Annotated in this window: 27 protein-coding genes; all 27 read right to left on the reverse strand. The window is 46.0% G+C overall.

Annotated elements, in window-relative coordinates; translation table 11 throughout:
* Positions 1-9: 9 nt before the first annotated feature.
* The gene (locus ACU1JV_RS21865; protein ID WP_446724646.1) at positions 10-1,410 is read right to left on the reverse strand and encodes a hypothetical protein; all 1,401 of its coding nucleotides are present in this window, start codon (positions 1,408-1,410) and stop codon (positions 10-12) included.
* Positions 1,407-1,964 (reverse strand): phage adaptor protein, encoded by a 558-nt coding sequence (locus tag ACU1JV_RS21870; protein WP_446724647.1) that lies wholly within the window; start codon positions 1,962-1,964, stop codon positions 1,407-1,409. The genes ACU1JV_RS21865 and ACU1JV_RS21870 overlap by 4 nt, the downstream gene beginning before the upstream one ends.
* Positions 1,961-2,101, reverse strand: a complete 141-nt coding sequence (locus tag ACU1JV_RS21875) for an XkdX family protein (protein ID WP_446724648.1) — start codon at positions 2,099-2,101, stop codon at positions 1,961-1,963. The genes ACU1JV_RS21870 and ACU1JV_RS21875 overlap by 4 nt, the downstream gene beginning before the upstream one ends.
* Entirely contained in the window at positions 2,098-2,460 is a 363-nt protein-coding gene (locus ACU1JV_RS21880) for a hypothetical protein (protein WP_446724649.1), read from the reverse strand. Before ACU1JV_RS21880 ends, ACU1JV_RS21875 begins: the two co-directional genes overlap by 4 nt.
* A complete protein-coding gene (locus tag ACU1JV_RS21885; RefSeq protein WP_446724650.1) occupies positions 2,460-4,115 on the reverse strand; it encodes a pyocin knob domain-containing protein in 1,656 nt (551 codons plus the stop codon). Before ACU1JV_RS21885 ends, ACU1JV_RS21880 begins: the two co-directional genes overlap by 1 nt.
* 3 nt (positions 4,116-4,118) lie before the next feature.
* Complete coding sequence (locus tag ACU1JV_RS21890; protein WP_446724651.1) at positions 4,119-4,700, reverse strand: phage adaptor protein; 582 nt, start codon at positions 4,698-4,700, stop codon at positions 4,119-4,121.
* Entirely contained in the window at positions 4,700-4,906 is a 207-nt protein-coding gene (locus tag ACU1JV_RS21895) for a head fiber protein (protein ID WP_446724672.1), read from the reverse strand. Before ACU1JV_RS21895 ends, ACU1JV_RS21890 begins: the two co-directional genes overlap by 1 nt.
* Positions 4,907-5,298: 392 nt before the next feature.
* Positions 5,299-6,261: a Mu-like prophage major head subunit gpT family protein gene (locus ACU1JV_RS21900; RefSeq protein WP_446724652.1), complete on the reverse strand. Its 963-nt coding sequence runs from the start codon at positions 6,259-6,261 to the stop codon at positions 5,299-5,301.
* A gap of 14 nt (positions 6,262-6,275) precedes the next feature.
* Positions 6,276-6,695: a hypothetical protein gene (locus ACU1JV_RS21905; protein WP_446724653.1), complete on the reverse strand. Its 420-nt coding sequence runs from the start codon at positions 6,693-6,695 to the stop codon at positions 6,276-6,278.
* 17 nt (positions 6,696-6,712) lie between these two features.
* Positions 6,713-7,684 (reverse strand): hypothetical protein, encoded by a 972-nt coding sequence (locus ACU1JV_RS21910; protein WP_446724654.1) that lies wholly within the window; start codon positions 7,682-7,684, stop codon positions 6,713-6,715.
* Positions 7,685-7,960: 276 nt separating this feature from the next.
* Positions 7,961-10,054, reverse strand: a complete 2,094-nt coding sequence (locus ACU1JV_RS21915) for a portal protein (protein ID WP_446724655.1) — start codon at positions 10,052-10,054, stop codon at positions 7,961-7,963.
* Positions 10,054-10,287 carry a hypothetical protein gene (locus tag ACU1JV_RS21920; RefSeq protein ID WP_446724656.1) on the reverse strand — a complete coding sequence of 78 codons (234 nt, stop codon included), beginning with the start codon at positions 10,285-10,287 and terminating at the stop codon, positions 10,054-10,056. The genes ACU1JV_RS21915 and ACU1JV_RS21920 overlap by 1 nt, the downstream gene beginning before the upstream one ends.
* A gap of 221 nt (positions 10,288-10,508) precedes the next feature.
* A complete protein-coding gene (terL, locus tag ACU1JV_RS21925; RefSeq protein WP_446724657.1) occupies positions 10,509-12,050 on the reverse strand; it encodes a phage terminase large subunit in 1,542 nt (513 codons plus the stop codon).
* Positions 12,013-12,552, reverse strand: a complete 540-nt coding sequence (locus ACU1JV_RS21930) for a terminase small subunit (protein ID WP_446724658.1) — start codon at positions 12,550-12,552, stop codon at positions 12,013-12,015. The genes terL and ACU1JV_RS21930 overlap by 38 nt, the downstream gene beginning before the upstream one ends.
* 88 nt (positions 12,553-12,640) lie before the next feature.
* Positions 12,641-12,772, reverse strand: coding sequence for a hypothetical protein (locus ACU1JV_RS21935; RefSeq protein ID WP_446724659.1), 132 nt, complete (start codon positions 12,770-12,772; stop codon positions 12,641-12,643).
* Positions 12,773-12,865: 93 nt separating this feature from the next.
* Positions 12,866-13,117, reverse strand: a complete 252-nt coding sequence (locus ACU1JV_RS21940; RefSeq protein ID WP_446724660.1) for a hypothetical protein — start codon at positions 13,115-13,117, stop codon at positions 12,866-12,868.
* A 477-nt stretch (positions 13,118-13,594) separates the two neighbouring features.
* Positions 13,595-14,062, reverse strand: coding sequence for an ArpU family phage packaging/lysis transcriptional regulator (locus ACU1JV_RS21945; protein ID WP_446724661.1), 468 nt, complete (start codon positions 14,060-14,062; stop codon positions 13,595-13,597).
* A gap of 20 nt (positions 14,063-14,082) precedes the next feature.
* Entirely contained in the window at positions 14,083-14,295 is a 213-nt protein-coding gene (locus ACU1JV_RS21950) for a hypothetical protein (protein WP_446724662.1), read from the reverse strand.
* Positions 14,296-14,406: 111 nt separating this feature from the next.
* The gene (locus ACU1JV_RS21955; protein ID WP_446724663.1) at positions 14,407-14,880 is read right to left on the reverse strand and encodes a hypothetical protein; all 474 of its coding nucleotides are present in this window, start codon (positions 14,878-14,880) and stop codon (positions 14,407-14,409) included.
* Positions 14,877-15,119 carry a hypothetical protein gene (locus tag ACU1JV_RS21960; RefSeq protein ID WP_446724664.1) on the reverse strand — a complete coding sequence of 81 codons (243 nt, stop codon included), beginning with the start codon at positions 15,117-15,119 and terminating at the stop codon, positions 14,877-14,879. Before ACU1JV_RS21960 ends, ACU1JV_RS21955 begins: the two co-directional genes overlap by 4 nt.
* Before the next feature lie 55 nt (positions 15,120-15,174).
* Complete coding sequence (locus ACU1JV_RS21965; RefSeq protein WP_446724665.1) at positions 15,175-15,750, reverse strand: DUF1281 family ferredoxin-like fold protein; 576 nt, start codon at positions 15,748-15,750, stop codon at positions 15,175-15,177.
* Between the two features lie 25 nt (positions 15,751-15,775).
* Positions 15,776-15,919 (reverse strand): hypothetical protein, encoded by a 144-nt coding sequence (locus ACU1JV_RS21970; RefSeq protein WP_250260622.1) that lies wholly within the window; start codon positions 15,917-15,919, stop codon positions 15,776-15,778.
* Positions 15,920-15,973: 54 nt separating this feature from the next.
* Positions 15,974-16,321 carry a hypothetical protein gene (locus ACU1JV_RS21975; protein WP_446724666.1) on the reverse strand — a complete coding sequence of 116 codons (348 nt, stop codon included), beginning with the start codon at positions 16,319-16,321 and terminating at the stop codon, positions 15,974-15,976.
* 174 nt (positions 16,322-16,495) lie between these two features.
* Complete coding sequence (locus ACU1JV_RS21980; protein WP_446724667.1) at positions 16,496-16,924, reverse strand: YopX family protein; 429 nt, start codon at positions 16,922-16,924, stop codon at positions 16,496-16,498.
* 2 nt (positions 16,925-16,926) lie between these two features.
* Positions 16,927-17,154, reverse strand: a complete 228-nt coding sequence (locus tag ACU1JV_RS21985; RefSeq protein ID WP_446724668.1) for a hypothetical protein — start codon at positions 17,152-17,154, stop codon at positions 16,927-16,929.
* A gap of 49 nt (positions 17,155-17,203) precedes the next feature.
* Positions 17,204-17,389 carry a hypothetical protein gene (locus tag ACU1JV_RS21990; RefSeq protein ID WP_446724669.1) on the reverse strand — a complete coding sequence of 62 codons (186 nt, stop codon included), beginning with the start codon at positions 17,387-17,389 and terminating at the stop codon, positions 17,204-17,206.
* Between the two features lie 38 nt (positions 17,390-17,427).
* Complete coding sequence (locus ACU1JV_RS21995) at positions 17,428-17,709, reverse strand: hypothetical protein (protein WP_025364405.1); 282 nt, start codon at positions 17,707-17,709, stop codon at positions 17,428-17,430.
* Positions 17,710-17,819 lie beyond the last annotated feature (110 nt).

Raw genomic sequence — 17,819 nt, forward strand, 5'->3', positions numbered from 1 at the left:
AAAAACCTCCTAATATAGTGGTAACTGTCTGACCTGTCTGGTGATCTCATGTATCCGTGCCCAACCAGTACCGGACAACTTAATTCTGATCCAATTCTCGCGAGTAAACTTCGCCACGGGTATAATGACCCGTCTTACCTGAGGCGATCCACTCCCACTGATCGAGCTGACCAGCGTCCAATCCTCTCCGGTGATCGACGGGGAAACGTGAATATCCATGTTGCCGGACAACTCCACAACCACCCATAGCTTGTACCAACGTTGTTTCTGAGCGATTGTACCGCCGTTAAACGGCTTTGTTGTCGCACTCCATGCAATAGCATTCCCGGCATCAGTTTGCCCCTCTAAACGCAATACGCGGCCCTGCGCATCGCCCACGTAAAGCTTGTTCTGCATCTGGATAAAATGCACTGCTTGAATGTTGCGCCATAAACTCCAGGCTTGAATGCCCGGACGCGGATCATACACCAGCAGCTTATCTCCTGGGATATTGAAAAGCATCCGCGTGCCGTCTGTCCCTGCCGCGCTCTGATCGGTTACACCATCCAAGTAAGTGCCGATGATATCCGAAAAGGTTTTGCTTGGAAGCGTACCGCCGCCGTAGTCGTATATGCCTGTCTTATGCATGAATCGAAGGAATCCCTCTTGTGTGACCGTAGCTTTGTTGGCGACTGGCCCCATATCCTCCGTAATCAGCTTTGTATTGAAGTCGGAAGGTAGTCCACCATACAACTCGTGCAAGCTATTTGGCATTCCGATAGTGAGCTTAGTCAGGCTTCCCGTAAGCATACTAATTTGTTCCCCTCGCGAAGACTCCATTTGCCTGCGGTAGCTGCCTTCTTCGGTCAGGAAGCTATCCCATACCGTAGGGTTATCCAGCTTGGAAGCCCATAACTCCTTGCCTACGGCACACCATAAACGGTTCTGGTAGGTAGTGATGTATTTTCCACTGGCAGGAGATGAACCGCCAAGGCCCTGCACGCTGCCACCATCGTATCGCCGCATGGCGTCCACACCATTGCATCCAATCAAATTCACCCGGTCAAGGTTGCCTTGGAAATTCGTAAACGTCCACTCAGCCGATGTATTCAGACCACCTGCAAGTGTGGCCCAATCTGAGCCGTTCCAGCGCCGCCATGTGCCATCGTTGAATACGACATGAATTTCTCGACCTTCCCACACTCCCATTCCTAGTACACGACTGCCAAACTGCCCTATGGCATTGTATCCTGGTCTTGTCGTAACAGCTGGATAATCACTGGTTGTCATGTTCTGCATATCCGTTAAGAAACGGTCATCAATGGATAGTGGGTCATATGTGTTTAAGCCGCGAAATTCGCGTATAGAAACAGGTGAAAGGATGCCAGGCAAAGGCTGATAGCTTGGACTGCCATATTGGATAGGTTTCACTGCACATCACCTGCCTGATGGTTCTGAGCAGCTACATTCCATGCCGCCTTATATTGCCCCTCATAGTTAGCAGCTTTAACGCTGTCGTCCTGACTGTTGGCTATATACGCTGCCAACGCCGGTATATACGTCCAATGGTATTCTTCTGGCGCGTCCGGCTGAATCCCTAGGTTATCTGTAGTGAAGGTGCTGGTCGCGATTCGTCGGTAACGCAAAAATCCCTGCAAGTCCGCATAAGGGGCAGGGTACAAAGTGAGTGTGTGAGTATCGTCCGTGAAGTAATAGGCGTTTTGTGCTGGTGTTACATCCTCACGATCAAAGCTTTTGTACTGGAACATACCGATCAGTACCGAATCAATGTTCTTCTGGCGTACGTCAGTAGGTAAAACATAATCCGCTTGAGCAGCAACACAAGTAAAACGCGCTACCTTTGGAATCTTTACCACATTGAAAAAGTCTTGATTGACTGTATTCAACCAAACAACCTTATCCGTTTGTGGAACCTCATTTGGAACAAGAAGATCCGCTTCGGCTATAATCTGCGTTAGATTCATGTAAACTCAATCCCAGTGATGGTCTTATATTCAGCCGGTGTTATTTCTCCAAAGCGGTTCATATCTGTGATGACAGCACCTTTCAACTGCTCCGCTGTTACCCAGCGCCACTTAAATGCAAGGCTCCAGAAAGTCATTTGCTTTCAACTCCTTTAAGGTTTATAAGCTCCAGTTTGGTTGCCGCCAACTCCGTGCCCATGCTGGTTAGTAACTGGTTCTGCTGCATGGTTTGAAGCTTCAACTGTGCAAGTTCCTGGCCAAGAAGTTCCGCGCTGGTCGGTTGTGTAGAAGCTCCTTTTACAATCAGGCCACCATCCAGTGCAGTTTCTATTTCCCGTTCTTCAATTACAGCGCCTTCTGGCAATGGATTGGTCACTTGTTCCTCATAGATTGGTTTTCCATCCTTGTCTACACCATTCTGGAGTTGTCGCTTCTGGTAGTCCCAAGGGCCGATATTGATTACCTCACTGTTTAAAACGACACATTCTTTTTTCATTACAGCGCCCTCCATCCTGTGTTGCCTCCACCACCGGATTCTTTAATGTAAAGCGTAGCACTAGCTGCTCCGTCCAACCTACGATATAAAGCACCTACAGAAGCAGATAATAAACCCTCTGGACTTCCGACACCTCTATACAGCCCCATAAGATCTTTCGTATATACGGTCCCATTAGTATCTGAGAAGAACACTTCTCCCACTGAATTAGAGATTGCAAAATTCAATTGACTTGGATCGCCATAACCAAGGTATCCCTTTCGCCCAGCCGCAATTCCTTGTGGGTAGAACTCTTGATATACTTGGTCCTCCCCTACTAATTTCAAGACTGGTGCATTAGCCGATACCGTGAGAGCATCGGTCTGCCCTCCAGATGTTGTAAAAAACTCTTTCCAACTCGTCCACACTGCTGATTCTGTTCTGGATCGGAAGAAAAACCTCAATCCAATAACTGTCATATAAGTTTGTGTGACGTATCCACTAGGTTCCGCATGCACCACTAATACTCCGTAGGCAGCTGATGGAGAAGGCATATTCGTGTAATTCACTGCCTCCGTGAGTCTATATATCCCCGTATAGATTAAATCGTTTATATTAGTTCCATTTGCTGGTGCAGGGTAAGGATGTACTCCACTATTTGCCAGGCCATACGCAGAACTTACTGCACTCTCTGTAGCCGCTATATCATCCCGCGTTCCATCAACAGCCTTGGATAGTTGGGTGATACCCTTTTTAGTTAGAGAAGCATTCTGAGTCTTCTCCGCTACAGTTGCACTTAACGCTTGCACTTCCGTATCGGTATACGTCTTCGCTGATGCAATGGCACCATCCCTGGCTGCATCAGCCTTAGCCTGTGCTCCTGTCTTTGTTTCGCCAGTATTGCGCACGAAATCTGCATCTGTACCACTCATAAGCCCAGATGATCCGTTGACCACAGCATCAGGGATGACATCCGTACCACCCGTGATATGAGATGAAGCATGCGGCCCCGGTGTAGCTTCGCCTGTCGCCGTGATCATAACCTTCTTGGCAGCAGGATCAGTTGTAACAGTGATACCTGTACCGCCAGCAAAGTTAATCGCCTCCTGCTTAGAACCGGCAGTCACATCAGCCTGCCCTGGTGCTTTAAACGTAGAAAAAGCATTTTGGTTCACTTCTGCGCCTGACTCAATACCATCAAGCTTCGTTTTATCTGCAGCAGACATAAGACCTTTTGTGTCTGACGTAGCTACTGTCGTTTCAGCTTTGGCGTTCCATGCAGCCTTTTCAGCATCAGTAACGAATCGATTGGCAGTATCTTGTGCGATTATGGAAGGCGGATGTGTAGCTGGATGCACGTAATTATTTGCACCATCCTCTATTCCATCCAGTTTGGTTTTATCCGCAGCAGATTCAAAACCCGGCGTTGTTTGCGTTGCATTTGGGTGTGTATGGTTCCCAGCAGCCTTGCTATTCCAGTTATCCTTATCAGACTGTGTAACATGGATGGTTGTGTTCTGGATATGGGCCGTAAAGTCTAGATTCTTTTCATCTGTGTATTTCTTTGATTCTTCCTCCGCCTTGTCAGCCTTGGCCTGTGCCCCTCCTGGCGTTTCCCATTGTGGCGGTTGTCCGCCAGCAATATCCGAGCTGGTATCTCTCCATGGAAACCGCATAGCTTACCACCTTTCATCTACAGAATACCGTTCATACCCGTTAGAGGCAGTTTGGTACTCCTCGTATAATTGTTCATATTTATTGTTGTATTCCTGTGATTCATTACCCGTTGTAATTTCCCGCAGCACGCCATAAACCAGCAACATGTCATAATCAGGATCGAATCCTGTATCGTTGCCCATATCATCCAGCCGTAGCGGGTAAAGCACAGGCGCATGGAAGATTTTGATGCCATAAGGTACGTCCGCATCTGGCGTTGGTACTATGCCGATCTGCCCAGCCTGGAAGTAGTGATAAGGCTTGACTGATGCATTGTGAAACTGCCTCAGCGGTAATCGAATGTACTGGTCACCATACAGCATCGCCACCTCTGTAACCGCGCTTGGCGGGCAAGGCAAAGTATACGATGTTTGTCCCTCGATAAGATCAATAGCTGTACATAGGGTTTCTGACTGCTGCTGTGCCGAGCCAAGATTGCGCAATAGTCGGTCACGTACCTGGGTGATCTTCCGAAGAATGGATGCAGGAGACAACGTATGTGGCGACTTCTCAACGATTTCTTCTACTACATCGCTTACCTTCATTACGCCATCATCCCAGCGGCTTTTAATTTAGCTATCAAGGCATTCAGATCCGCAACCACGCCTGCAACATCGGTTGCTGCACTATTTGCCTGAGTAGCCGCCTTGGTTGCAGTCAGCTTGGCATCCAACGCAGTCTGCAACCCGGTTACATTCGCGATGGTGTGTGTATGGTTGCCTGCGGCTGCTGTGGTGGCTGTTGTTCCGATTGTAGGAGCAAAAGTGGCTGGTTTCCCTGTAATGTCAGCCCACGCTACAGAAGCTGGTCCACCACCAATATCGACCGGATTTCCGGTATCGTCCACAAACACCACATAATCCTGTTGTCGTTTCTCAGGAAGCTTGGTAGCATTCGCGGTCGGGATAACAGTTACATAATTAGGACTATTTTTTTCTGACAGCATTGTTTCTGCCTCCATTCTTTACTGGTTTAACTTCCGTTTGCACCCTTTTAGGTGGGTGTTTTCTAACAACTGACCGAGACACATGCCGTTTTGGTTTCAATATATTACCTAACAGATTATGAATAGCGTTCAGTGCGTCTAATTCATCACGATACATTCTGCACCTCCAAAAATAGAAAAGGGAGCCGAAGCCCCCATTAAGTTGTTACATTGTGTCCGTAGATGAATGAGTAGTTTGTGAAGCCGTAAGCCCAACGACCGATGGCTTTGTATTTAGTAGCTTCTGTATCGAAGTCGGTCATTGTACCATTCTCCACTTTGCGTCTCCATTGCCAGATATTGAATTCTTTCAACCGCGATGAATCAGCAGCAAACCAGTTCTTGCGCTTCGATGGGTCGATGAACGGATTGACGATAACCTTGATATTCCCCATATACATATTCGCATCAAAATGATTTGAACCCGGCTCATATTTGGGTAGTTCGGCATCGGGAAGCCCTGCAATTTTGAACGCAGCACGTGCATTGTAAGGGGCTACAATCAGGGTATCTGGGATAACAGCCATAGGATTACCCTTATCATCCTTCCACTCCTGCATGGCTACTGCTGTATCGTCCCAAGCATCCAATGTAAGCGGACTGTTGCCAAGATTGGATTGTACATCCACGCTGTTCGTCGGACTGTACGGGTGATCGACAGCAAACAAAGGTTTACCGTCAGGCCCTAAGTAGCTATCAGTTCGACCTCTCCAGTTAGGACCAGAGGCAGTAAATCCGTTATTCAGGAATTCCACAGCCTGCAATTGTTGAGTCTTATAAACCGCATCTGCAAGGGATGTGATCCGGCGTTTAATTTCTGTCAGTTGCAAGTCGTCGATAAAATCGCGTTCAATGATACGTCCATCGGAAAACTTGCGATTCTTGATGATCTTCTGCCACAGTTCATCAATGTCTTCATAGTAAACTTGGTTGTTCGACTTGCCCCATTCTTCCATGAGGCCCTCGCCGCCAATGCCAGTGTATGATTCAATGCTCTTGTTCGAAGTAGTAACATTGTACATAAGTGGAATGAAATCTTTCTTGTTCTTCATGGCAAGCGAATAAAGTTCTTTGAAAATAGGTTCCATTACCCGCGGGTCCCATCTTAGTGCTGTTTGCATATGTTATTTCCCCCTTAGGACATTTGGCGGTTCTTGACTTTGAACCGTGCTGTCTTTTTATTTGTATTGATATCGAATACCGCCAGCGGGCCGCCTGTAACAGTTGCAGCATTAGCGGATAGGCCATCAGCCGCCAACGTAATTGCATTAGCTCCTGTGGTGAACCCGACAGCCGCCGTGCCAGTGTATGGAGCTTCGTACCAATCGCCTTCACGAGCCTGGATAAACTCAGTCTCCTTATTTGTCCCTGCCGTAACATTGACCGTCAGGAAGCCTGCAATAGCATCTGTCGGACCAGCTTTCGTGATGCGACCATTAACTACCTTAATAGCCTCACCTGCCAAGCCTGCCTCATTGTCAGTCATGAGCAACTCCGTAATGCGTGTTGGGTCCTTACCATAATCGTTGTACACATATTTAAATCCCTGTGCCATGTTCGCTTACCCCTTTTCTATTTGAAATTTTTTGCGTACTTCTGTGCGTTCTTCGGATCAAGTCCGAACATTGCGAATGCAGATGTTAGTTCTTCCGGCGCCTGTGGTTCAAGATCAGCGTGACCGTTTTTCTCCACCTGAGCCCGTTTGTTCAGGCGTTGCGCCTTGATTACCGATTGTTCTGTGCGTTTGCGTTCCTCAGCAGCTAAGCTTGAACGGTGGACAAGCTCGTATGCATCAATTGGGTCATATCCGCGATTAAGTCGTTCCTGCATATCTGGCGTCATCCAAGCAGCTGTACCCGTGTCCGCGTCAACCTGTTCAGCCAGCGTAGGGTACTTGTCAAACAGCATCTGCCAGCCCACAAGCTGCCGCTGTTGCTGTTCCTCTTGCTGTCGATACTCTTGTTCCCGTTGACTACGCTGTACGGCCTCCTGTGCCTGTTGCAGTAACGGATGGTTGTCTAGGTATCTGTCCAATAGATCCGGGTCAATACCAGCGTTTTCGGCATCCTCACGCAATGATGACTTCAACTGTTCAAAGTCATTAAGCTTTTGCTGGGCTGCTTGCTGCTCAATGTGATCGAGGTTTTCAAGCAAAGCAGCATGATCCTTGAACCCCTGCTGCCGGGCTAATCTATCCAGTGCAGATTCATACTGTTTGGAACGACTCTCGATCTTGTCATAATTCAGACCTTTACGGGCGTGCGCCACAACCTCGTCTTCTGGGATGAAGACGTCTTGACCGTTGTATTTGACGGTGATGCCTTTAGGTTCTTCGTCTTCTGGTTGTTCCTCATCATCTATGGGTGGATCAGAAGGAACATCCGTGTCGTCCTGGTCTTCTTCGTCTGTTGCTTGGTCTTGCGGATACTCCAGATCGAACGCTGCATAAGCGTCACGAATCTGCTGTTGCTCACCTGCCTGTGTATCTACTGGCTGGTCTGTGACTTCCTCGCTATGGGTGGCGGTTTGGTCTACATCTTCCATGAAAAATCCTCCTAATCCGCTATGGGTGGCGGCAGAATAAAAGGCCCAATCCACGACTGGAAAGGGCCTAAATCGTTATGTTTTCAGCGATACGGTAATGTCGATCTCTGTACTTGATCATCAGCGGTTTGTCACAACAGCAACAATGCCAAGTTTCGTCATTTTCCAATTCTTTTATATTCACAGGTTGTCTCTTGCCACAGCAATACAGCAAATGACCATAACCCAATGAGTTTTTCCCATTCAGTTGAACCTTCACATTATGTGTCAAACTGGTCACCGTCCTACCGTGTTCTGACCCATAAGAGTGTGAGCTACCTTAGCAGCTTCCAGATTCATTTTTTGCTGCTGTAAATCCTGGTCAAACGCTTTGGCCTGCGTATCCTGTTGTTGCTGTTGACCTTGCATTTGAGTGACTGTCTGTTGAAGCTGTTGGTTTTCCTGCGACAGTTGCTGTGCTTGCTGTTGAGCCTGCATAAACTGCTGCTGCATACCAGCCGCTTCCTCGATCCGACGCTTAATAACGTCCATAGACTCCATACGGCCTGTTTGTATAACAAATCGTACAGCCTCTGCATCTACCATGGGAAGCTGTGTGATTGGGTCGCGCATATTCAACAGATTGAATACAAGCTGCAACCAATATTCACGATCCTGTGGTTTGTCCACGCTGATATTCACCAAAATATCAAACTCAGGAGTAAATTCTTCTTCAACCGGCAGCTTTTCAGGCAATTCTTCTCCTGTCACTGGATCGGTAATCACGTTACCCGTCTGAAACTCTGACGGTACACGCGAAACAATTGCCTCACGACTGATTGACACCTTACGACCAGTCACCCGGGCAATACGTTCAGTCGTATAGAATTGAACGATCAGTTCCACATACTGTGCGAAAACTTCCTCCAGTGCCTCTTGAATCATATCCGATGCTGTGTTCAGCCTAGTTCCTGCCGCAGCCATAAGTGCCTTGGCCTGTTCGCCGCTGGTCACATTGCTGCTGGCCTGCCCGTTTGCACTGTCAAACTGCCCTGGAATCTTCTGGAGCATCTTGTCGTAATAGTCCAGCGCATTGAACACGGTAGCTGGAGCATTGACACCTTGTAATTCCTTGACACCATTCAGCCTCCCAGGAGCTACAGGCAGCATAGCGCCGGGCAAGCCACGTTGTTCCTGCCATGTACGGGGTTTGGTTATAACACCTTCCTCATACATGATTGCAGAACCACCTTGTTTCGCAGACGTTTCCACCGCGATTTCCGCATATTTGTTCTTCATGATCTGTGGTTTAATCATGTCGCGCATGAAGCCCTTACCCCACGCCGATCCTTCTTCTGGGTACAAGGTTCGGGCTACAAATGGGTACTGACCATGGTCATACACATAGGATTTATGTTCTAGAAACACGCCGGATGTAGAAATGTAGATGCAATGCACTCCCTCCATCTGTCCAGCAGCTTTAGCCACTAGTTCAGATGGATCGACACCGCGTTGCAACATCTCATCGGCCTGCTCTGAAAATATTTCTTTGTCTTCCTCCGTCACCATCTTTGGCAACCCACGGTACCAATACTCAATCAAGCCTGATGTTTTATCAGTCACGTGGTTGCTACCAATGGACGTATCGTGGTTGAATGACCTGCTATCCTGCACATCGTTGTTGAAAATATCCACGTCGGATGAACCGTTATCCGGCTGTACCTTTCTTCCTTGCTCGGGCCAGCGTTTACGGAAATATTCCAACGGTTGGCGAGTGTGAATGATTACAGCTGACATCTGTTGTAAATAGATAAAATCATTTATGCGCGGATCAGGAAAGAATGTCGCCAGATCCACGGGTAGGATGTCGTTGCGCCCCGTATATCGGTTCTGACCTCGTCCGCCCTCCACAGTTGGATCAAATATAGTCTTGTACACCAGTGGACCATGGATAACCATACGGCGTACTGCCCTCAGATGCTTCTGCTTGAAGTTGATCTTCCGCAGCTCATATGGCATATAATCATTCAAATCCTGCGCCTTTCGTTCGTCTCCTGGTTCAGGTGCGCTATAATCCGGATATGGCATCCAACCTGCAAGTTTACCGACAATTGCCTCAATCTGGCTAAACGCTACGTTCTCTACGGCATCAGGTCGGCGTTTGGATACTGCTTCTGTACGCAGACCGTGCCAATGATCACCCATATAAAAGCGCTGTTCCTTACGCCAGTGTCGTTCTACGGGCTGTCGTGCTGCCTTGAAAACCTGATAATCCTCATTGACTGTATCCCACATCTGCTGTTGCTCAGGCGTATTAGGGTTGGTAGAGTCCTGCTTTTCTCCGCTCACTTCACTGAATATTCCCTTGATCTTGTCCAGCACTTTAGCCATTAGAAATCACGCCCCTTAACATCATCAATTGTCGGGTCGTCGTGCCAACTCATAGGCTTGCGATATGATGGATCTGGCGGGTGTTCTTCATAACCTTTAGCTGCCACGTATTCGCTATAATTACGGGCAGACAGACGATCAACCAAATCTTTAATCGTGCGATCTTGGTCACGTATACGCAGATACAAAAAAACGATGGTCGCTATTCCCATCGCACCGAATACAATTTCCAATTTGTTCACCCCTCAATGTATAAAGACTGTATATTTTAGTGCCTTAGCCTGAAAGCAAAACCCTGTAGTTACGCGGCTTTCGTCATTTTGCATACCCTATGCATAAAGTGTTTTGGTGCAAATACAAATAAACCCTTATGCACTAAGGGTTTCAGCTTACATACTTGTTCACAAAATCATGTCTTTTGTACACATGTCTTGCATATTAACTGTATAAACAATTACCAAAAGTGTTGCACTATTTGGTCATCATCATCGTCGTCAGAATCAAAGTTAGAAGCCCTATCGGGGATTGATTCAGGATTGGCACTCCATGCCGTCTCCTGATGATTACTTATAGTGTGTACCAGCTCCCCGGTCATTGACATCGTATCTACCTGATCATCGTTTTTCCCCTTAGGGAAGCTAAGCAACTCCGCTTCAAAATCATCGAGCCACGCTCCATCCTCCCGGTGAAATACCTTCCCTAACTCATACCTAGCAGCGATAGGCAGGGAACGAGTAACCTTATCCTTGTCCACCTTTACAGGCAGTATGGTCATACCATCACGCTTGCATTCTTGAATCAGGTTAGTACCAAACGTCTTGTCCTCAATAGCCTGAAATTTCGGTTTGTACCGCATCTCCATTTGTTTCATCAAGCCTTTTTGTTCTGGTCCCTCTATATGGGTGCGATACACATCCCGTACTAATATATCCCGATCAGGTGTGACCATGATGGTGGTAACAGCGAAATAGTCATTGATCGTCTTTTCGCTGTTCGCGGTATCCACGGTCTGAAACATCCAACAAGCATTAACTATGAAGCGGCGTCCATCTGAAAGCACAACGTATTCGATATTGTGAATCCGCTCAAAACGGAAATATCGGAAATGCTTGCGCTGAAAGATCGTACCCCCAGCAGCAGAAGGCCGTTGTTGATACAAGGCGCTGAACACGTAGGAGCCAACATCATGCCTGATTTGCTCGAGCCGTTGTCCATCAAATCCAAATTCAGCCCACAATGGTTCTCCTGGTTTTCGCCCCAACACGTCGGCTTCTTCAGCAATTGCCGGGAAGTTTATTACGGTCCAGCGGTCGCCTTTATGTGTTCCATTCTTAATAGCGTCTTGTTCCTCTTTCAATAACCGCCCCACTAGGTCATCCTCATGCCAGCGCGTCATCACCACTATAATCCGACCGTCAGGCGTTAGTCGTGTATACAGCGTAGATCGATACCATTCCCATACCTTTTCACGCATCACCTCAGAGTTGGCTTCCTCGCTGTTCTTTACAGGGTCATCAATAATGGCTATTTTTGCGCCTTTACCTGTGATCGATCCACCAACACCAGCTGCAGTAACACCGCCTCTGTGTCCTTGTATGGTCCACGACTCACTCGATTGATTGTTCTTGTCCAATTGCTGGTCAAATACATCCTGATTAGCTGTAAGCGTGTCTCTTGCTATCCGGCTGAATCCTCTGGATAGATCAATACTATATGAAGCAACAATGATTTCGTCGTCAGGATTGCGCCCTACATGCCATGCCGGAAACTTTTTACTCACTCGTTCAGACTTGCCATGACGTGGTGGCATTGTAACTATAACTCGCTTTAAATCTCCTTGGCTGACCCTTTGTAAAGTAGCATCCAACAAGTCTAGGTGAGCGCCTGGTTTGTCCATCCCGTTGCTGTCATGGTCCATAAAATATGAAAAATCAGCGAATGCGCGGGCAGATCTCACTTCACTCAGAGTCGGAAGTTTTTGAAATGATCCGTTCAAGTTCTGCCAACTCCTCTGGACTCAAGTTCTTGAGCGATTTGGAATGAGATACTTCGAATGTTTCTCCGTTCTGATTGCCAATATTGTTGTTTATCTCCTGTTTATCTTGCCATCCGTAATTATTTTTCAAATTGAATATAATGCCTGTCATGTTTTTCGCACTCGCGTTGTAAAGCTGTTCCTCTGTATAATTTTCAATTCTGGCCTTCGCTTTTTTTATAGTGTGGAAAAACTCTTCTCGATCCTCATAGTTGAGCAATGTCTTGCGATCAGTTTCCAAAAAAACGGCCAGTCCCGATATTGTAAATGGTCTAACCAATCGTTTTTCAATATTGCCGTGTCTGTCATAGAGAGGGGCCCAAGCTTCTTTACCGTCCTTATCACTTTCCCTTGTCCATATCTCCTCATAACAAGATTCGAAGTAATCGTCAATCTTTCCTTGCAATTCTTCGGCAGATTTGAATTTCAATGGTCTGCCCCCAGGATGTTTCTCCTCTGCCATCACAGTTCAGCTCCTTTCATGTGCTATCCCCGTGTACCTTACTTTACCGTTCGCTCATGCGGTGTTTCGGGTTTAGATTACGGGATGTTTATTTCTGCTCTTTTACTTCAATTACAAAGACATCTTCATCATCATCAATATAAACATCTGTAACAATCAATCCCTGATGTCTCTTCATAATTTCGTTAACTACTTCACCCATAGGTATTTTTACTTTCATTCGTTATACCCCTCCCTAGTAAGACACATAGCGGAATCGAACCGCTATAATCCTGTATGTGTCATATCCCCGGACTAAGCCGGGAAAAAGGTGTTACTTGAGTTGATCCGCCAACCGCTTAATCTCAGCAGGCGTAGCTACTCGTTCACCGTCTTTACGGTTACCACGGATGTATGCTGCGTTTTCTTGGCTGTAGTACACGACTCCCTCGCCGTCCACTACCGGATAGCCGCTTTCGTCTGCTTGTAGCTCAGTAGCAACATGTTTGCCATGTTTCGCTGCCTCTTGTTGGTTATGCAGATGCAGGATGCCGTATTGATCAAGATATGCGTAATTCTGTGCCATCGCTTATTTCCTCCTATTTGTACACAGCAAAAAGGACACCGTATAACGATGCCCTCATGCTTGCTTATTTAGTTGCGCCCTAACCCTCCGTCATGCGCTTGCCACTGCCGCTCCCTTATACTTGCGGTATGGTTCCCTAACGAATTATAGCCTTGCCTGATAACCAGAACGGCCGCGTCAGATTACCAGGGCTTACAGGATACATAGTCCGCATTACGTGCGGAACATTCTGCCGCCCTTACTGATGGGGTATTATGACCCTCTTTACGGCTGTCTCAATTTGGTGTAATTAGTTTCGATGTGGACAAGGGACTTTAACCCTTGTACTGAGTATTACCTCATACCATACTTCGCCCTTAAAGCCGTGTATGTCCTGTGTATGCGTCTCATTAATGCCCATTCCGCCACCACATCACATTTACATATTAACATGGATAAATCCTAATACCCTGCCATTCTCCTGCCAAATTCCTGCCACTATTCAACTTTCACTTCTAATCCTAGAGCGTAAGCCAACTCGGACATCGCTTCCCGTTTAAGCCTGTAGTAAGTCCGCTCCGCAAGGTTTAGTTCTAACCATACATTCACATCCAAAACATCCTCTGATTCGAGGTAACGGGTTGTTATGATCCGCTGATGAATATTTCTAAGCCTGTCTATTGCCTTTATGACTTGATCATGCGTCTTTTTAAGCCTATCAGGACCATCTACATTAATGATTGCTGCAGCTTCTACTGGCTTGCTGATTACGTTCGTCCTTTGCGATGGCTGGTATTCATAAGTTGCAGTATTTTTTATTTCCTTACGTACAAATCCTAACCGTTTGTAGATCGCTGCTTTTTCTAATGCGCCTTCAACTTGTAAAAATGTTGCGTCCTCGTCGATTTCCATTCCCGGGAAAGCGATTTGAAACACTTCATTTTTCGCCTTATCTCTCGTTTCCATATAACCGCCTCCTAGAATAATCAAAAGATGTAATCAAAAATAGTCGTCTGCCCTTCACGCGGCGAATCTGCCGAGTCCTGTATTAATCCATCATCCAGCATCCACTTTGGAGCCGTATACAGGTAATTATCCCAGACTGGTTCGCCTTCTCTGGACCGGGCCGGGTTCTTCAACTCCGCCTTTTTCGTCCACACCCAGAAGTTTTTTGCCGTTATTCCGTTGTTATCTGCCATATTTTATACTCACCTCGCTTGGTGAAACTGTCTCGATAAGGAAATACCGATCTATACTTACTACACCTATAAACAACAGTACAGCAGCTAATATAGTGGTATAAGCGTAGGTCATGGCTTGTCTCCTTTGAGAGCGTTGTAAGCTTTAGTCATGTCATCAAGCTTCTTTAATGTTGCTTCGTACTCCCCGCGGCTTACACAGTCTGCTTGTAGCCCTTCATATGCTTTCTCGGCTGCGGCTATCTCTGCATCCTTTTGTTGTATAAGGGATTCAGCCTTCGTTAAATCGTCATTCCAGCCCATTGCAGCTTTCCGGAACCGTTCGTATTCCCTTTCAAGTGCTGCATATTGTTGGAGCCAGTAAGGAAGGGCTTCAGGCGCATTAATCATGAAACGCATAAATGCTTCCTTTCTGACATTTGGACCAAGCAAATCATCAAAAATATACTCAAACTCACTACCAATGACTATTTCCTGATTAGAATCTTCTATCCACTCAGCTTCTTCTGTTTCTACCCATGCCCAAGGCGTTGGCGGCAGGCCAGTACATCCGTTCATATCCTCTTGCCAGTTACGTTCTGTCATGAAATCACATCCCCTGGTGTATTAATGACTGCATAATGAGACACGTAATCACGAAATCCTTCTCTTCCAAACTCCGTTTCAACATAAAACATATTATCTATAGCGTCATATACTGCCAAAACCATGGCCGCTGTTGATAAATGACGAGTGGCTAAATTAATAAGATAATTCTGCTCTTCCAGTTCGCCGGGATTCTTGGGATCATATTTAATCCATTCGATACGTGGTTTATCTGTCATCTATATATCCTCCCTTAGTGGGTGTAGGTCCTACACCCTGTATTGGTTTAATCCCCTACCCTTCTACATGCTCATATGTGTTTGTTTCAGGGTTGAAGATATACCAATCTGGCATCTCGCCATTATGGACCAGTTCAAACGCTAATTCATAAGCTTCCTTACTGCATAGTTCGTATTCCCTTTGCTCGTTTATCTTGTCGTATTCAAAACAGTAGAATCCGCAGTTACTGCTTCCCGTATCTTCATCCGCAAAACTATATTCGATCTTAACCATCGGAAAGATCCAAGCGAGTTTTTGAATTAAATCCGGAATTCCGTTCCATGCTGTTTCAAAAAAGATGATATCCTTACTGTTTCGATCATCAGGTTGTCCATAAGCATTCCATTTAGTACCCCAGTGTTTTCTTGACCACCCAAGCACTGTGTTTTCCACTCCCCAAAGTTTTTCATCGTCAAAACTGATGCCCACGATTCCTGGTGAATTTCCGTATACCCATTTGGGCATAGGTGTGATTTTATTAAAATCTATCGTACCAATACCGAGAGTATCATTCTTTATAAACTCAAATACTTCTTGTATTTGTTCGTCCGTACCAATAACTTTGACTTTGTTTGTAATATGATTTGGCATATCTATCATCCTTCCCTGTATTGGTTTAATCCCGATGGTCCAGCTCAAGTTCGTCCATGATCCGCTGCAAGTCTCCCAAATCCAGATTGTTATCCTCAATCCCCTCTGCTTCAAGGCGGTTAATTTCCTCGCGCAGATCGTGCCACATCATATAATAATTTGGTATCATATCTATCATCCTTCCAACGCTCCGTCAGGGTGACTGAGCGTATTGTATTGGTGGTTACTCCCCTAACGCTGTGTTGATATGGTTAAACGCCGATAATAGAGCTTGTTCATCCTTACCGTTAGCAAATGCTAAGTTCTTCTGTATAGCTGTCTTGGCTTCTTCCAGTGCCTTTTGGTATCTGTATGCTTTGTCAGTCATGTCTATTTGGCTTGAAACGGATGTATCCAGGTCAGCAGATAGCCGGGCTATTGTCCGGTCCTTCTCTCCAAGCTGCTGCTGGAGTGAGTCTACCAGGGCAAGCAGGTCTGATACCTCTCTAACTGGTAACAGGATATTTTTCTTCGCTTCGTTTTTAGCCTGCTGCACATCTTTACGGATTAAATCTACTGTCTGTTCACTCACCTTTACCGCCTCCATCGAATTTTTTGTAAAACAGTACTGACAGCATCGTATATTTATCCGTATCAAACGTGCAGTATCTGTAATGCACGTATCCATCTATGTCTTCGTATAGGGCAAATACCGTATCTCCGTCCTCGTCAACGTAAAACCGCTCTATCCGACGTTTGAGGTGTATTATCCCAACTTATTCTCTCCTTGGAGCAGTTTCCCGGTTTCCAAAGCGTGACTCTTTATCGTTGACAATGTTATACATGACCCTTTTAAATGTTCTTCACTTTCTGGATCGTGCAAGTCAGGAATATACGCTAGATAGAATCCGGTTGTTTTTTCATCCCATTCAATCACGTAGAGGCAATCGTCATAATCAACAATGTCTTTATGGTATGCTTCTTTACCGTTACGGTCTTTTAATCCGGTATATTGACCTACTGTTGCAGGATCGACCTCGCAAAAGTCTCCTTTGTCGCCAAAGATATAATGTACTCGCGGCGGAACATCAGTATATCCTTGCGAATAATAGCCAATTTCAAATTGATAGACATAGTATCCATACACCCAGCCAGTGCCATTGATCTTTTTACCACGGAATTTAATATCTCTCATGACTACTCTTCCTCCAACTCTTTAATAGGTGGCTTTATTGCCGCATAGTGGGTTACATTATTAATCCTGTAACCACCAATGCCGTACCAAACATACCCGTCACTAACCAGTGACTTAGCATGTTGTGCAATACTGCAATCCCCTGAACTTGTTATAACCAAGTGGTCTACGTGACTTTCGATTGATCTATCTGTTGGATCATACTTGATCCATTCACTCGCTGCGTTCATTGCTCTATCATCTCCTTATAGGTGGTATATAGGGGTATAGGGTAAGAGGCTATGAAGCATCAAAGTGCATCTCAAATTCTCGTTCACAGTCCTCATTTTCACATCTCAATTTATAAGTTTCCCCACATTCGTCCGTATCTGGCTCCATCCACTCTTCACCGCAATAAGGGCATTTTACGGCTGTAGATAACTGAGTAACTTCGGTATCAGCATAAGTCCTGTATATCCGCTCCATGTCGCCTTCTCCTTTCTGTTGGATAGGGTAAGAGGCTGTTATGCCTCATACTTGCGCTCTTTCTCCCGCTTCTCCCAAGCGGTTATACATGCAGATTCTATTTGTTCGGAATCGCTAAAATCATCGCTTTTTACATCAATGACAACATAATGAGGCACAATTAAAAATTCCTTTCCGCATTCACTGCATGTAGGGTGTCCGAATGCGTACACTCCTCGTTTTTCATCCGTAGGAATATCCTTAAAATCAAAATCAGCATTTTCAAAAAGGACGAACCCTTTGCATCCAGCAGCATTACAACGATGTGCTTCGATGGACATTGTATATCTCTCCTTTATAGGTAGTAGGGGGTGTATCCCCCTGGAGGTCTGTTCCCTCCTTCTTATCCCCTATGGGGCTTAATCGTTAATGCCGGGTACTTTAATGCCTG

It is taken from the genome of Paenibacillus sp. T2-29, assembly GCF_052921365.1.

Excerpts from the sequence above, each read along its gene's own strand:
- ACU1JV_RS21955 (WP_446724663.1), bottom strand. The coding sequence starts at position 14,880 with ATGACAGAACGTAACTGGCAAGAGGATATGAACGGATGTACTGGCCTG.
- ACU1JV_RS21965 (WP_446724665.1), bottom strand. The coding sequence starts at position 15,750 with ATGCCAAATCATATTACAAACAAAGTCAAAGTTATTGGTACGGACGAA.
- ACU1JV_RS21905 (WP_446724653.1), bottom strand. The coding sequence starts at position 6,695 with ATGGCACAGGGATTTAAATATGTGTACAACGATTATGGTAAGGACCCA.
- ACU1JV_RS21940 (WP_446724660.1), bottom strand. The coding sequence starts at position 13,117 with ATGGCACAGAATTACGCATATCTTGATCAATACGGCATCCTGCATCTG.
- ACU1JV_RS21910 (WP_446724654.1), bottom strand. The coding sequence starts at position 7,684 with ATGGAAGATGTAGACCAAACCGCCACCCATAGCGAGGAAGTCACAGAC.
- ACU1JV_RS21980 (WP_446724667.1), bottom strand. The coding sequence starts at position 16,924 with ATGAGAGATATTAAATTCCGTGGTAAAAAGATCAATGGCACTGGCTGG.
- ACU1JV_RS21985 (WP_446724668.1), bottom strand. The coding sequence starts at position 17,154 with ATGAACGCAGCGAGTGAATGGATCAAGTATGATCCAACAGATAGATCA.
- ACU1JV_RS21870 (WP_446724647.1), bottom strand. The coding sequence starts at position 1,964 with ATGAATCTAACGCAGATTATAGCCGAAGCGGATCTTCTTGTTCCAAAT.
- ACU1JV_RS21990 (WP_446724669.1), bottom strand. The coding sequence starts at position 17,389 with ATGGAGCGGATATACAGGACTTATGCTGATACCGAAGTTACTCAGTTA.
- ACU1JV_RS21960 (WP_446724664.1), bottom strand. The coding sequence starts at position 15,119 with ATGACAGATAAACCACGTATCGAATGGATTAAATATGATCCCAAGAAT.
- ACU1JV_RS21935 (WP_446724659.1), bottom strand. The coding sequence starts at position 12,772 with ATGAAAGTAAAAATACCTATGGGTGAAGTAGTTAACGAAATTATGAAG.
- ACU1JV_RS21885 (WP_446724650.1), bottom strand. The coding sequence starts at position 4,115 with ATGCGGTTTCCATGGAGAGATACCAGCTCGGATATTGCTGGCGGACAA.
- ACU1JV_RS21970 (WP_250260622.1), bottom strand. The coding sequence starts at position 15,919 with ATGATACCAAATTATTATATGATGTGGCACGATCTGCGCGAGGAAATT.
- ACU1JV_RS21945 (WP_446724661.1), bottom strand. The coding sequence starts at position 14,062 with ATGGAAACGAGAGATAAGGCGAAAAATGAAGTGTTTCAAATCGCTTTC.
- ACU1JV_RS21995 (WP_025364405.1), bottom strand. The coding sequence starts at position 17,709 with ATGTCCATCGAAGCACATCGTTGTAATGCTGCTGGATGCAAAGGGTTC.
- ACU1JV_RS21950 (WP_446724662.1), bottom strand. The coding sequence starts at position 14,295 with ATGGCAGATAACAACGGAATAACGGCAAAAAACTTCTGGGTGTGGACG.
- ACU1JV_RS21890 (WP_446724651.1), bottom strand. The coding sequence starts at position 4,700 with ATGAAGGTAAGCGATGTAGTAGAAGAAATCGTTGAGAAGTCGCCACAT.
- ACU1JV_RS21930 (WP_446724658.1), bottom strand. The coding sequence starts at position 12,552 with ATGGCAGAGGAGAAACATCCTGGGGGCAGACCATTGAAATTCAAATCT.
- ACU1JV_RS21875 (WP_446724648.1), bottom strand. The coding sequence starts at position 2,101 with ATGACTTTCTGGAGCCTTGCATTTAAGTGGCGCTGGGTAACAGCGGAG.
- ACU1JV_RS21915 (WP_446724655.1), bottom strand. The coding sequence starts at position 10,054 with ATGGCTAAAGTGCTGGACAAGATCAAGGGAATATTCAGTGAAGTGAGC.
- ACU1JV_RS21880 (WP_446724649.1), bottom strand. The coding sequence starts at position 2,460 with ATGAAAAAAGAATGTGTCGTTTTAAACAGTGAGGTAATCAATATCGGC.
- ACU1JV_RS21900 (WP_446724652.1), bottom strand. The coding sequence starts at position 6,261 with ATGCAAACAGCACTAAGATGGGACCCGCGGGTAATGGAACCTATTTTC.